Annotated in this window: 12 protein-coding genes; 11 read left to right on the top strand and 1 reads right to left on the bottom strand. The window is 52.0% G+C overall.

What is annotated here, in order from left to right; genetic code table 11:
* The first annotated feature begins 60 nt into the window (after positions 1-60).
* The 11 genes from E2980_RS16730 to E2980_RS16680 all read left to right on the top strand — a co-directional run bounded on the left by E2980_RS16730 (position 61) and on the right by E2980_RS16680 (position 11,361).
* Positions 61-528, top strand: a complete 468-nt coding sequence (locus E2980_RS16730) for a hypothetical protein (protein ID WP_135153344.1) — start codon at positions 61-63, stop codon at positions 526-528.
* Between the two features lie 5 nt (positions 529-533).
* Complete coding sequence (locus E2980_RS16725) at positions 534-1,679, top strand: transglutaminase domain-containing protein (RefSeq protein ID WP_135153342.1); 1,146 nt, start codon at positions 534-536, stop codon at positions 1,677-1,679.
* Positions 1,676-3,784, top strand: a complete 2,109-nt coding sequence (locus tag E2980_RS16720) for a peptidoglycan D,D-transpeptidase FtsI family protein (protein WP_135153340.1) — start codon at positions 1,676-1,678, stop codon at positions 3,782-3,784. Before E2980_RS16725 ends, E2980_RS16720 begins: the two co-directional genes overlap by 4 nt.
* 179 nt (positions 3,785-3,963) lie before the next feature.
* On the top strand, positions 3,964-4,911 hold the full coding sequence (locus E2980_RS16715) for a metal ABC transporter solute-binding protein, Zn/Mn family (RefSeq protein ID WP_135153339.1): 948 nt from the start codon (positions 3,964-3,966) through the stop codon (positions 4,909-4,911).
* Positions 4,912-4,928: 17 nt separating this feature from the next.
* The gene (locus tag E2980_RS16710; RefSeq protein WP_135153337.1) at positions 4,929-5,723 is read left to right on the top strand and encodes a metal ABC transporter ATP-binding protein; all 795 of its coding nucleotides are present in this window, start codon (positions 4,929-4,931) and stop codon (positions 5,721-5,723) included.
* A gap of 5 nt (positions 5,724-5,728) precedes the next feature.
* Positions 5,729-6,670 (top strand): metal ABC transporter permease, encoded by a 942-nt coding sequence (locus E2980_RS16705; RefSeq protein ID WP_135153336.1) that lies wholly within the window; start codon positions 5,729-5,731, stop codon positions 6,668-6,670.
* Complete coding sequence (locus tag E2980_RS16700) at positions 6,667-7,551, top strand: metal ABC transporter permease (RefSeq protein WP_135153334.1); 885 nt, start codon at positions 6,667-6,669, stop codon at positions 7,549-7,551. Before E2980_RS16705 ends, E2980_RS16700 begins: the two co-directional genes overlap by 4 nt.
* Positions 7,552-7,740: 189 nt before the next feature.
* Positions 7,741-8,481 (top strand): Cof-type HAD-IIB family hydrolase, encoded by a 741-nt coding sequence (locus E2980_RS16695; protein ID WP_135153419.1) that lies wholly within the window; start codon positions 7,741-7,743, stop codon positions 8,479-8,481.
* A 6-nt stretch (positions 8,482-8,487) separates the two neighbouring features.
* Complete coding sequence (locus tag E2980_RS16690) at positions 8,488-8,973, top strand: DUF456 domain-containing protein (protein WP_135153333.1); 486 nt, start codon at positions 8,488-8,490, stop codon at positions 8,971-8,973.
* A 19-nt stretch (positions 8,974-8,992) separates the two neighbouring features.
* Entirely contained in the window at positions 8,993-9,715 is a 723-nt protein-coding gene (locus tag E2980_RS16685) for a ThuA domain-containing protein (protein WP_135153332.1), read from the top strand.
* Between the two features lie 20 nt (positions 9,716-9,735).
* Positions 9,736-11,361, top strand: coding sequence for a putative polysaccharide biosynthesis protein (locus tag E2980_RS16680; RefSeq protein ID WP_135153330.1), 1,626 nt, complete (start codon positions 9,736-9,738; stop codon positions 11,359-11,361).
* Here the strand turns inward: E2980_RS16680 and E2980_RS16675 are convergent.
* Positions 11,292-12,578: a DUF2515 family protein gene (locus E2980_RS16675; RefSeq protein WP_135153329.1), complete on the bottom strand. Its 1,287-nt coding sequence runs from the start codon at positions 12,576-12,578 to the stop codon at positions 11,292-11,294. The two genes, E2980_RS16680 and E2980_RS16675, sit on opposite strands and share 70 nt — an antisense overlap.
* Positions 12,579-12,633 lie beyond the last annotated feature (55 nt).

The raw sequence follows: 12,633 nt of genomic DNA, 5'->3' as shown, positions 1-12,633 counted from the left end.
CCTTACAGTATAATAGAAATATTGTGAGCTTTGACAAAGGCTCGTATTGGGGGAGATATTATGAGTTTCGATACAGATGCCTGGATTCAATTTTTGCAGGATAATTGGGTGGTCGTTGCGATTGCCATCTTGGCGATCATCGTAATAATGAAAGTGGTAAAAACCGTGCTGAAATGGATTCTAGTGGTAGCTATCATTATAGGAATCGCAACTTACGGCGGATACAGCATAGATGACATGAAGGATATCGGCAATAAAGTCTCGGACGAGTTGGGCGCGATCGGGGACAAAGTCACGGACGAGGTTAAGAAACAAGCCATTAAATCAATGGCCGGAGAAGCGAGCGAGGCGACTTATACGGAAAACGAAGATGGGTCTTATTCGATCAAATCGACGAATATTGAGCTGACGGGCATTCCGAATTCCGGCGAAGTCACGGTGAAATTTCACGGGCAGTCCCTTGGCACTTGGACAATGGAAGGCGCGGTACGAGATTTTGTCGTACAGGCGCGAGCTTCGGCTAAATAAAGCGGATGAGCGGCGGATGGAACATCTTTGACGACAATCTCGTAACCTGGATTTTGCTGCTCGTCGTGGCCGGTTCCTTCTATCAGGGGATCAGACGGGGAGCTTCCGGCTCTGTTAAACAGCTTCTATACTTCCTCGTGAGCGCGATTGTAGCCGTTATCGCTGTAGTATTGTCGGCATTGGCCGCAACTAAAGCCTCGCCTTATCTTCAGGACTGGCTAACGGAACGCGGATTGTCGCGGCCGGATCCCGAGTCTGCTTTCTTCGCCCAATTCGGCTATACGGTGTTGTCAGGTTTGCGCGATCTGCCTTTGTTTAGATTCGCTGCTTTATTTCTCGTATTTCACACGATCATTAGGTTGTTAACGGGCTTGGTTACGAGATTATTGGCATCCGTTATCTCTTTTCCATTCTCCATCGTACCGAACGGAGGAACCGTAAGCCGTTCTGTTGGAGGACTCATTGGGACGGCTCTAGGTACGGGCAGGGCATTGCTGTTAACGGCTGTTCTCTTCGCTTATTGCGCCTTGTTTCCTCAAGGCCCTATGACTGACTACGTGGAGCAATCCGGTTTATACCGGGAAGTAGCGGCGCAAGTCATCCGACCGGCAACGGGTAATCTCATCGAGAAGCAGCTGCCCGTCTTTGCGCAAGCGATGTCGAGCGAACTCGACCAACTTTGGCAGAAGCGCTACGACGTCATCGACGCCGAGCTGCCGGAGGACATCGTACAAGCGGCTATCTCTGTGACCGAGGGGAAATCCGGGGACAGGGAAAAGGCTCGTGCCCTTTATGATTGGGTCGGCAGCAGAATCACTTATGACGACGACAAGGTGCGGGCATACGAGGAGCAAGGAGATTGGTGGGAGCAGGATCCCGAACAAACGTTCACGACCCGCAGGGGAGTATGTATCGATTATGCGAGGCTGTATGCCGCGATGGCGAGAGCCGTCGACTTGGACGCGCGCGTTGTTACCGGCCTAGGATATGACGGGCGCGGGGGTTACGGACCGCACGCTTGGAATGAAGTCTATTTAAGCGGTCAGCAACGATGGGTGTCATTGGATTCAACTTGGGCAAAATCGGGCAATTGGTTCGATTCTCCCGGCTTTAGCGATACGCATATACGGCAAGGAGGAATAACCGGGTGAGCAATAACCGTACGGAGGAAGCCCAGAAGCGGGAAATTAGAAACCGGAGGCACTTCAGCTTCCGCCTTAACGTCTTTTTCTTTTTTACATTTTTCGTCTTTTCCGTTCTGATCGTGAGATTGGCTTATTTGCAATTCGTGGAGGGCGATTCGCTGAAGGCGAGGGAGCACGAGATCGGCTCGAAGAAGGTGCCGGTGCCGCCGATCAGAGGAAATATTTACGATGCCGACGAGAACCCGATTGCTTATTCGGTATCTACGCAGTCGTTATATTATACATTGGATTTGAAAATGAAGGACGAGGAAGGCATGGCATTGGCCAAGAGCCTGGTGGAGGTCTTCAACGAGTATGGAGACAAGAAAGCGAAGCCGCTTACCGTGCAGGACGTCTACGACGACATGGATTTGGATGGTCGCGTCCACTTTTCCTATCAGCCTCGACGGATTAAATCCGGATTAACAAAGAAAGAGATTGCCTACTTCTCCGAGAATCGCCAGAAATTCAAGGGAATCGACGTCGTGGAGGAGAGCATCCGGCAATATAGCCAAGACCAGATCGCCGTTCAGCTTGTAGGATATATGAAGAAGTTAAGCGGAGCGATGAAGCTCGATAAATACAAGGATATCAACAATGAACAGGCAGACGAGACTTTGAAATATATCTCCTCGGAGGAGGTTGGCGTTGACGGCCTCGAGCTCATGTACCAAGACGAGTTAAGGGGCCGGAACGGCGTCAAGGAATATCCGGTCAATAACCAAAGCGAGATCATCGGTCCCATGAAGCTGACCAAACCGATCAAGGGCGAGAATCTTTACCTGACGATTAACAAAGACATCCAAATGGTCGCGCAACAGGCTATTACGGATCAAATTCAGAAGGTACGCAGCTCTACGAACAAGCAAGAGAAAGCGAACCCCACGACCGGATACGCGGTGGCTATGGAAGTCGATACGGGGAAAGTCGTGGCGATGGCGAGCATGCCCGATTACGATCCGAGCGTCTGGCAGGGAGGAATCGGCAAAAAAGATCTGGATGCCATTGAATTTTTTCAATACAACGGCACGATCAAAGAAGTCTATCCACCTTACCGTGATGACAAGGAAAGGAAAAACCATCCTTCTTCCCTTGTCTACCTCGGATCGACGCAGAAACCGTTGTCTATCTTGGTCGGTTTAAACGAAAAGCTGTTTACGACCCACACGACCTATAACGATATCGGTTATTTCGAATTCGGGCGAGAGGGACATGAGGTGAGGATCCGCAACGCCAACAACACGGCAAACGGGTCGCTGACGCCGTGGAGGGCGATTGCGAAATCTTCCAATGCCTTTATGTCCGCGATGGTGGGCAATAAGCTCTATATGCAATTTGATGGCGACGAGGGTATAGACATCTGGGACAACTACATGAAGCAGTTCGGGTTGGGAGTCACGACGGGAAGCGGACTTCCTAGCGAATCCGCCGGAGTTCGCGATTATATTAATTCGGCTAAGACCGAAAGCGTGCAATCCGCTCTCATCAGGGCTTCTTGGGGACAGCAAGCCAAGTATACGACGTTGCAGCTGGCGCAATACGCAGCCATGCTTGCCAACCACGGCAAGCGCATGAAGCCGCAATTCGTTAACGAGATCAGGGATGTTGACGGAAATGTCACCCAGCCTTTCCAAGCGGAAGTGCTTAACACGGTAGACTTTCCTAAGGAGTACTGGGACGCGATTGAGCAGGGCATGGCGCAGGTTAACGTACAAGGGTTCGAAGGAGTAAACTATACGTACCTCCGCAAAACCGGTACTTCCCAGCAGGACGTCGGGAACCAACCGAGGGTCGAGAACGCCGTATTCATCGCGTACGCACCCGCGGAGAAACCGAAGCTAGCTATCGCAGTCGTCGTTCCCGAAGGGGGATACGGCGGTTGGGGAGCCGCTCCGATCGCCCGTAAAATATTCGATGCTTACGACGCGAAGTATGGATTATACGGCACGCCGCGCAAACCGGCGGGAACCTCTAACCCTGTTAACGGTGCTTCGGCAGATCAAGCCGATGACAACGGGAATGCCGTTGGCGCATTGGCAAACGGCGAGGAAGTCATCCGGGAAGAGCAATAATGTCGAGCATTTAGGTGTCGCCTTGAAAAAAGGCGGCTCTTTTTTTGAAATAAATGTTGCATCAAGTAAACATTTTTGTGTATTATAAAAAAATAAGCCCCAGGGAAAGTATTAGTCTTTACTACAAAACATTTGTTAATAGGCAATAATAATAGAGAGTTGTGAGAGGAGATTTTCGCATGAAGAAAGGCATACCATCATCTATTAAACGATTTATTTGGACTCTTGTATTTTTAACAGTAACGATGTCAGCCCTGGCAGGCTGCGGTAATTCGCAAAGCGCGTTTACGGAAGAGGGGAAACTGCACGTAACCACTACGATCGGAATGATCTCGGATGTAGTCAAAGAGGTCGGAGGCGTTAACGTCGAGGTCATCGGATTAATGGGGGCGGGCGTCGATCCTCACCTTTACAAAGCATCTCAAGGAGACATCGCTAAGCTTGACGACGCGGATATTATTTTATACGGCGGGCTTCATCTGGAAGGCAAGATGACGGAAATATTCGAGAAAATGGTTAAGAAAAAAACAGTAGTACCCGTAACGAAGAATATTCCCGAGCAACAACTGAGACGAGTAGCCGACGGCGCGCACGATCCGCACGTATGGTTTGACGTGAAGCTGTGGATGAGCGCAACGGAAACGATTCGCGATACTTTAATAGAAGAAGACCCGGACCATCAAGCGGATTATCAAGCTCGCGCGGAAGCTTATCTGGCAAAGCTTGAAGAGCTTGATCGTTACGCCAAGGAGCTGATCGCCACGATTCCGAAGGAAGGTCGCGTTATGGTAACGGCCCACGATGCGTTCGGCTATTTCGGAGAAGCCTATGACATCGAAGTCGTCGGATTGCAAGGCATCAGCACCGCTGCCGAATACGGCTCCAAGGACGTTACGGGCTTACGGGATATGCTGGTGGATAGACGGATCAAAGCCGTTTTCGTCGAGTCCAGCGTGCCCAAGAAGTCGATCGAAGCCGTTATCGAGGGTGCCAAGAAAAAAGGCCACGACGTAGTTATCGGAGGAGAGCTGTTCTCCGACGCGATGGGGAAGGCTGGAACGGTGGAAGGAACTTACATTGGAATGGTTAAACATAACGTCGATACGATCGTTGGAGCTTTGAAATAAGAAGGAGTGGATCGCTAATGGCAACATCATCGACTTCAGGAATTATATCGCCATTATCCGTTACGAATATGACCGTCGCTTATCAAAAGAATCCGGTTGTCAGGAACGTATCTTTCGAGGTGAATGAAGGAGAGCTTATCGGCATTATAGGCCCCAATGGCGCCGGTAAATCGACGCTCATCAAAGCCATACTCGGGCTTCAGCCTGCTTTAACGGGCCAGACGCTGGTATACGGCAAACCTTACAAGACGCAAAGAAAATTAGTCGGTTACGTTCCTCAAAGGGAGTCGGTCGACTGGGATTTCCCTACGAACGCTCTGGACGTTGTCATGATGGGAAGATACGGACATCTCGGCTTGCTGAGGCGCCCAGGCGCCAAGGAGAAGGCAATCGGGATGGAGTGCCTGGCTAAGGTAGGAATGGCGGATTTCGCGGGCCGGCAAATTAGCCAATTGTCCGGAGGGCAACAACAGAGGGTGTTCCTTGCAAGGGCATTAGCGCAGGATGCTACCTTGTATTTCATGGATGAGCCGTTCGCGGGCGTCGATGCGGCGACCGAGAAGGCGATTATCACTCTGCTGAACGAATTAAAGCGGCAAGGGAAGACGGTACTCGTCGTTCATCATGATCTTGCCACGGTAGAACAATATTTCGATTCGGTGATGCTTATTAACGGAGAACTCATCGCTTTCGGCCCGACGGGCACGACCTTTACCGAGCGGCGGCTTCAAGAAGCTTACGGCGGAAGATTGACCTTCCTGAAGGGCAATCCATCCGATGAGCCTCTCATCGTCGCCGGAACGGGGCGGTGAACGGGATGCTGAATCTATTCACCGATCCGAATCTGCAATGGATATTGATCGGAAGCATGCTGCTTGGATTAAGCACCGGAATCATTGGCACTTTCGCCTATTTGCGGAAGCAAAGTCTAATCGGGGATACGCTCGCCCATGCGGCATTGCCCGGAATTTGTATCGCCTTTATGTTATCCGGCGTGAAATCCGTGGGGTACTTCATGATCGGGGCAATCGTAGCCGGCATGATCGCGACGCTCGGGATAAGCTGGATTACCCGTCACTCGCGTATCAAGCCTGATGCGGCCATGGGAATCGTGCTTAGCGTTTTCTTCGGACTGGGAATCGTCCTTCTTACTCAAATCCAGCACAGCTCTTACGGAAACCAAAGCGGACTGGATAAGTTTCTATTCGGGCAAGCGGCTTCGATGACTTCCAATGATGTTTATACGATGATGGGAGTTGCGATCCTGCTTATCGTCGCATGCGCGTTGCTATTCAAGGAGTTCAAGCTAATCAGCTTTGACTCGGGTTATGCCCGGGGGCTTGGTTTCTCCGTCGCGACATTGGAGCAGTTGCTTCTTTGGCTCGTGACGATAGCCGTCGTAGTGGGCATTCAAGCGGTGGGCGTCGTTCTCGTCGCCGCGCTGCTGATCACTCCCGCCGTCTCGGCCCGTTACTGGACCGATCGCCTTGGCGTCATGACGATTCTCTCGGGAATATTCGGAGCGCTTAGCGGAGCGATCGGAACTTGGATCAGCGCCGGCACGGCGTCGCTTCCCACAGGTCCTTTAAGCGTATTGACGGCTACGGCCTTGTTCGTCGGATCGGTGCTGTTCGGTCCGCGCAGGGGAGTCGTGGCTAAGCTGATCCGCCGTTATACGGCGAAACGGGAATGGGCGGCGGAGGGCAAAGGGAAAGCCGGAGCGGCGTCCTCCGCGAAAGAACGGGAGGTGTCGGCATGAGCGGTTTTTGGATTATGCTTACCGGAGCATTGGTAGCATCTTGCTGCGGCATCCTCGGATGTTTCCTTATTTTGCGCCGCATGGCGCTCGTGGGTGACGCCATCAGCCATTCCGTGTTGCCCGGCATTGTCATCGCCTTCTTGATCAGCGGTTCCAGGGATTCCTTCTTCATGCTGTTCGGCGCGGCGATCATCGGCTTCGTGACCGTATTCCTTATTCAGATGTTTCAGAATAGCGGCGTCCAAAGCGATGCCTCCATCGGAGTCGTGTTTACGTCCCTTTTCGCGGTCGGAGTGCTTCTCGTCAGCTTAAACGCCAAGCACGTCGATCTCGACCTGGACTGCGTCCTTTACGGGGAAATCGCCTACGTGCAGTGGAATCAGATCTCCGTTGCGGGGATGGAGATCGGACCGAAAGCGGTATGGTTGCTCGGGATAACCTTGTTTATCATCGTGGCCATCATCGCTCTGTTCTACAAGCAGTTTAAGCTATGCGCGTTCGATCCGGCGCTAGCAGCCGCGATCGGAATACCGGTTGCCCTGTTCCATTATGTTCTGATGGGATTGGTTTCGATGGCTACGGTGAGTTCCTTCGAGAGCGTAGGGGCCATACTCGTGGTCGGATTGCTTATCGTTCCGCCAGCGACGGCGTACCTTCTGACGGACCGTCTGGGAATGATGATCGTACTCAGCCTTATCATAGGCGTCATTAGTTCTGTGGCAGGATACTATACCGCCGCGGCATTGGACGCTTCCATCGCAGGATGCATGGTTTGCGTGGCCGGCGTGCTGTTCTTGTTCGCCTTCCTGTTCTCGCCGACGCACGGACTCGTTACGCGTAAGCTTCGCCAACGCACTACCGCTACCCGCGAAGCTTATTAAGCTAAAAGCGCGAGTTGCGAAAAAAGACTTTAAGTCCAGCGTTATTACGATGGGCTTAAAGTCTTTTCTTTGCGTATCAAGCGCAACCCGAAGTAAAATTTTAATTCCTACGTCAAAATGTGATAGAATGACGATGAATTACGAATGGATGACGGTAGCAAGGAGTGGAAGAGAAAATTGGCTTACCAGATGGGGAAATATCGATTATTGGCACTGGATTTGGATGGAACTTTACTTAACGATCGCAGCGAAATCAGCAATACGAACGCGAAATGGGTTAGGCATGCCGTCGAGGCAGGCGTAACGGTATGCGTATCTACGGGACGAGGTTTCCCAAGCGCGTTGCCTTTCGCGGAGCAATTGCGATTAGATACACCGATGATTACCGTTAACGGCGGAGAGATATGGACGAAGCCGCATTCCTTGCATCGGCGCACGTTGCTCGATTCGCAGAAGGTCATGAAGCTTCACGCTCTCGCGGAGCAACACGACGTCTGGTTCTGGGGCTATACGACGAACGATATTTACAATAAGGAACGCTGGGTCGGAGATACGATAACCAGCCATTGGCTGAAATTCGGCTACTATACGGAGAATTTGCCTATCCTAAATGAAATCCTAAAGGAAATTCAAACTTGGGACGGTCTTGAGATTACCAATTCGTCACCTTATAACATCGAGATCAACTCGCAAGGAGTATCGAAGGCATCCGCGCTTGAAGAGGTATGCCGGATGTTGGGATATGATATGTCCGAGGTCGTGGCGGTAGGAGACAGCTTGAACGATATTGCCGCGATCAGAGCATCTGGCCTTGGCGTGGCAATGGGCAACGCGCAAGATGAAGTGAAAGCTGCGGCGAAAGTCGTGACGGGCAGCCATCAAGAGCATGGCGTAGCGCAGGTCATTCAAAACTACGTTCTGAGGACGTGATCTGGAATGGACATATTGGGATGGCTGATTATTGCTGTACTGTTCGCGGCCGGTATGGCCGGAGCGATATTCCCGATTCTGCCGGGCGCGTTAGCCATTTATGCTGCTTTTTTCGTATACGGATGGTTCTTTACTTTCGAGCCATTCGGCTTTTGGTTTTGGAGCTTCCAAACGGTCATCGTCGTCGCGTTGATCGCGGCGGATTATTTGGTCAATGCCTGGGGAGTCAAGAAGTACGGGGGCTCGAGGGCATCGGTCATCGGGAGTACGATCGGGATATTGATCGGTCCGTTCGCGATACCTGCATTCGGGCTCATTATCGGTCCGCTGGCGGGAGCGATTCTAGGGGAATTGATCCACGGATCAGACATGAACAGGGCTGTTAAAGTGGGTTGGGGCGCATTGGTCGGGTTATTTAGCAGCATGGTCGTCAAAATTATTCTGCAAGCTGCCATGATTGTGATATTCGTAATCTGGTTGATCGCCAATTAACGTTAAGGAGAGCTGGCCGATGGTTAGAGTTACGGTATGGAACGAGTATAAGCATGAGCAGATTCACGATGAAGTACGCAGTGTCTATCCGAGCGGGATTCATGCGGTTATCGCAGAAGGCTTGGAGGCTGCCGAGCAAGGCTTCGCCGTCCGTACGGCCACCCAGCCCGAACCGGAGCACGGGTTGACGCAAGAGGTGCTGGATCAAACCGACGTGCTGATCTGGTGGGGGCATATGGCCCATGACGAAGTAGACGACGGCATCGTGAATCGGGTGCACGAACGCGTCTTGAACGGCATGGGTCTAATCGTATTGCATTCCGGACATTTCTCGAAAATATTCAAGAAGCTGATGGGAACCGGCTGTGATTTGAAGTGGAGGGAAGCCAACGAGAAAGAACGGATATGGACCGTGGATCCTTCCCACCCGATCGCGGAAGGCTTACCGGAATTTTTCGAACTAAAGCCGGAGGAAATGTACGGAGAGCACTTCGACATTCCCGCGCCGGACGAGCTGATCTTCGTGAGCTGGTTCGAAGGAGGAGAAGTGTTCCGCAGCGGTTGCACGTTCCGTCGCGGGCAAGGCAAGATCTTCTATTTCCGTCCGGGACACGAAACGTATCCGACGTATTACCATCCCATCGTGAGCCGGGTTATCTCGAACGGCGTTAAATGGGCTGCTCCTTCCGGAGCGGCACGTCCGGTTCGCGGCAATCATAAGCCGCTTGAACCCATCAACTAACTTGCTAATGAGGTTTTCCCTTGAAAAAAGACACATTACTTAAAGGCACCCTGATACTGGCAGCCGCCGCTCTCGTCGCGCGGGCGCTTGGCATTTTTCAGCGGGTTCCGCTTGATTATTTAATGGGCGATATAGGCAATGGCTATTTTGCCGTGGCGAACAACGTCTATTTATTGTTGCTCGTTGTCGCGACGGCCGGGATTCCAAGCGCCATTAGCAAAATGGTTTCCGAGCGTTACGCTCTAGGACGAGTCGACGAGGCAAGGCAAGTGTATCGCGCCGCGCTGCTATTCGGAGCAGTAGCAGGCGTTGTGATCACGCTAGGTTTGTGGTTTCTCGCACCCGTCATTTCCGGGCCGGTCATGCATGAGCCCGATGCTGCCGCGGCGATTCAGGCCATTGCTCCTTCGTTGGTTCTATTTCCGATTATCGCCATGATGAGAGGTTACTTTCAAGGACGCCAGTTTATGACCGCTGGCGGCATTTCGCAAATCATTGAACAAATCTTGCGCGTTTTTGCGGCCGTAGCGATCGCTTTCGCCGTGTACTCAGCAAACCCGCTAAACAATAAAGGAATTGCATCCGGCGCGGCCTTAGGAAGCGTGTTCGGCAGTATCGGCGCTTTCGCGGTCATGCTTTATTACGCGCGAAAGCTGAAGGCCAGGGACCGATCCGAGCCGCTGAAGAAGCTAGATACATCGAAAAGTCTAGGCTTGAGATCCATTTACCGCGAAATGTTCCGATTTTCCATTCCTATCGTCATGACGGCCGTTACCGTTCAACTGTTATACACGTTGGATTCTACGATGGTTAAATCCCTCACGATAGGACATTTCGAACCGGAAGTGATCAATCATTGGTGGGGGGTACTCGGAATGAATGCCCAATCCATCGCGGGTATTCCGGTGATTCTTGCCGTTGCCTTAAGCCAATCGATTATCCCCGTCATCTCTTCCGCTCATGCGACCGGCGACCGCGAAAGGGTAGGCAACCAAGCGTCGCTAGCGGTTAGGATCGCTTTATTTAGCGCCATGCCCGTCGTTCTGCTGCTGGGTATCGGAGCTTACAGCGTTAATGGTCTCATCTTTGAAAACCCCAAAGGCAGCGTGATTGTCGCCATGCTGACGTTAGGTACTTTGTTTCAAATCTGCATGATGGTCACGAATTCGATCCTCCTTGGGATCGGAGAGCCAAGGAAAGCAACGATGCATGCGGTATCGGGAGTCATTATCAAAATCATTCTTAGCTTTGCTCTTGCGCCTGTTTTTGGAGTATATGGCTTATTGGCGGCAACGACAGTGTGCTTCGTCTGGGCGGCAACCTTTAACATTCTAAGCTTGCGCAAAAGGTCCCAATTCAAGATGCTCGGGAGCCGTTGGTCGGGTTTTCTCCTGACGAGCGGAATCGTTGCGGCTGCGATTGCCCTTGTGGAGTGGATCGTTCTAGCCGTTTGTTCCGGACTACCGGACAAGCTCGCCTTTTTCCTCTCTTGCGCGGTAATGGGAGGAGCTTTGGCGGTGCTGTATCCGGCGCTCCTCGTTTATCTGAAGGTTGTAACGCCGGAAGAAATCGCGACTTACCCTCGTCCCGTTCGCCGGCTGCTGGCGCCATTCATGAAGCTTCGCTCGAGAAGCACGGCGGCTTGAAGCTTATTCTGGCCGAATAGGTGCTCGTGGGTGATATCGACGACATGAGGAAGTTTAATCGGCTTTATGTAAGACCAAACCCCTTGGCTCGTAAACCAATCCCCCTCCGCAGCCGGGCGGATCTCTCGATCCGACCAAACATCGGAGAGGTTGGGACTCAACCACATCGTTAACTTGGCATTGCCGGCGGTACCGTCTGAATACTCGGACATACCGCCGGTTTTCTGCGTACCGCGAGTCGAGAAACGATGAGGCCAATAATCCGCCCGCGACCCCGAATGCGGAATTCTCGACGCAAAGGCGGTCGTTGCCTTCAGCACGTCCGGATATCCGAACAGAATACCGTAAAGGCATTTGCCGAACTCGATTCTTTCCCGTAAATCCTCGAACTTCTCCAACACTCTCCCCGCTAAACGCATCGGTAATTTCCCGCGAATCCTCTCATCCTGCCATAACGGAAAAACGATTTGGTTTAACTGCATCAGCGGTTGACTTTGAAAAGACAAAGTCTCGAGAACGTTCCTACGGTAATAAGCATCCTCCACTACGCGTAATTGAATAAAATGTTGCTCGTTCACGATGAGAGCTTCCGATAGCGGGACGGGGTTGCGATCCATCCAGAACCGGCTCCAGAACGGGGCCATGAAGGAGGAAACGCCGAATTGCGGAAGCAAGCAGGAGAGGTCGCGCCCTATCCGTCTCCCTTCGGCGTACAATCTCAGCTGCGGGTATGCGTCACCGAATATGAGGGAGTTGCAAGCTTCCAACATCTCGAATATCGCCGAGACGTGCCTGCCCTCAAGGAGATAGGGAAGCCACTCCCCCTTCAAGTCCGTCATGCTCCATCCGCCGTTACGGGATACCATGTGGGCAAGGAAAGACCATTGCAACTCCGGGAACGCCTTGAATAGGTGCCAATAGGCTGCCGTTCGGGTCAAGTTGTTGCGATTAAGCGCGGAGGTTTCATCCCGGATGGCGGAGCAAATTCGTTCCTCTTCCCGGGTGACGGTTCGTTCATTGACATGAATAGAGGGCGCGTCTAATAAGCTTGTTGAGAGCATTCGCATGTTTTTCTCCAAGGAAAGGGGGGTGCGATGACGAGTAAGCCGGTAGGAGCTGCACAAGCCGTGGACTTTGCCCGCCAAACCGGATAAGAGTTGCCCGAACACCCTTATCACCCCGTATTTACCTCGTTTAATCCCTAACGGTTCATTCACCTTGGAGGCTCCTTAATCGATTTGGTTTCATTTTTATGGAAGGATTTCCATATAA

The sequence above is a fragment of the Cohnella luojiensis genome, assembly GCF_004564235.1.
Classification (GTDB): Bacteria; Bacillota; Bacilli; order Paenibacillales; family Paenibacillaceae; genus Cohnella; species Cohnella luojiensis.
This window is presented reverse-complemented; position numbering and strand designations above follow the sequence as displayed.

Coding starts and splice junctions, on each gene's coding strand:
- E2980_RS16730 (WP_135153344.1), top strand. CDS start 61: ATGAGTTTCGATACAGATGCCTGGATTCAATTTTTGCAGGATAATTGG.
- E2980_RS16725 (WP_135153342.1), top strand. CDS start 534: ATGAGCGGCGGATGGAACATCTTTGACGACAATCTCGTAACCTGGATT.
- E2980_RS16715 (WP_135153339.1), top strand. CDS start 3,964: ATGAAGAAAGGCATACCATCATCTATTAAACGATTTATTTGGACTCTT.
- E2980_RS16710 (WP_135153337.1), top strand. CDS start 4,929: ATGGCAACATCATCGACTTCAGGAATTATATCGCCATTATCCGTTACG.
- E2980_RS16705 (WP_135153336.1), top strand. CDS start 5,729: ATGCTGAATCTATTCACCGATCCGAATCTGCAATGGATATTGATCGGA.
- E2980_RS16700 (WP_135153334.1), top strand. CDS start 6,667: ATGAGCGGTTTTTGGATTATGCTTACCGGAGCATTGGTAGCATCTTGC.
- E2980_RS16695 (WP_135153419.1), top strand. CDS start 7,741: ATGGGGAAATATCGATTATTGGCACTGGATTTGGATGGAACTTTACTT.
- E2980_RS16690 (WP_135153333.1), top strand. CDS start 8,488: ATGGACATATTGGGATGGCTGATTATTGCTGTACTGTTCGCGGCCGGT.
- E2980_RS16685 (WP_135153332.1), top strand. CDS start 8,993: ATGGTTAGAGTTACGGTATGGAACGAGTATAAGCATGAGCAGATTCAC.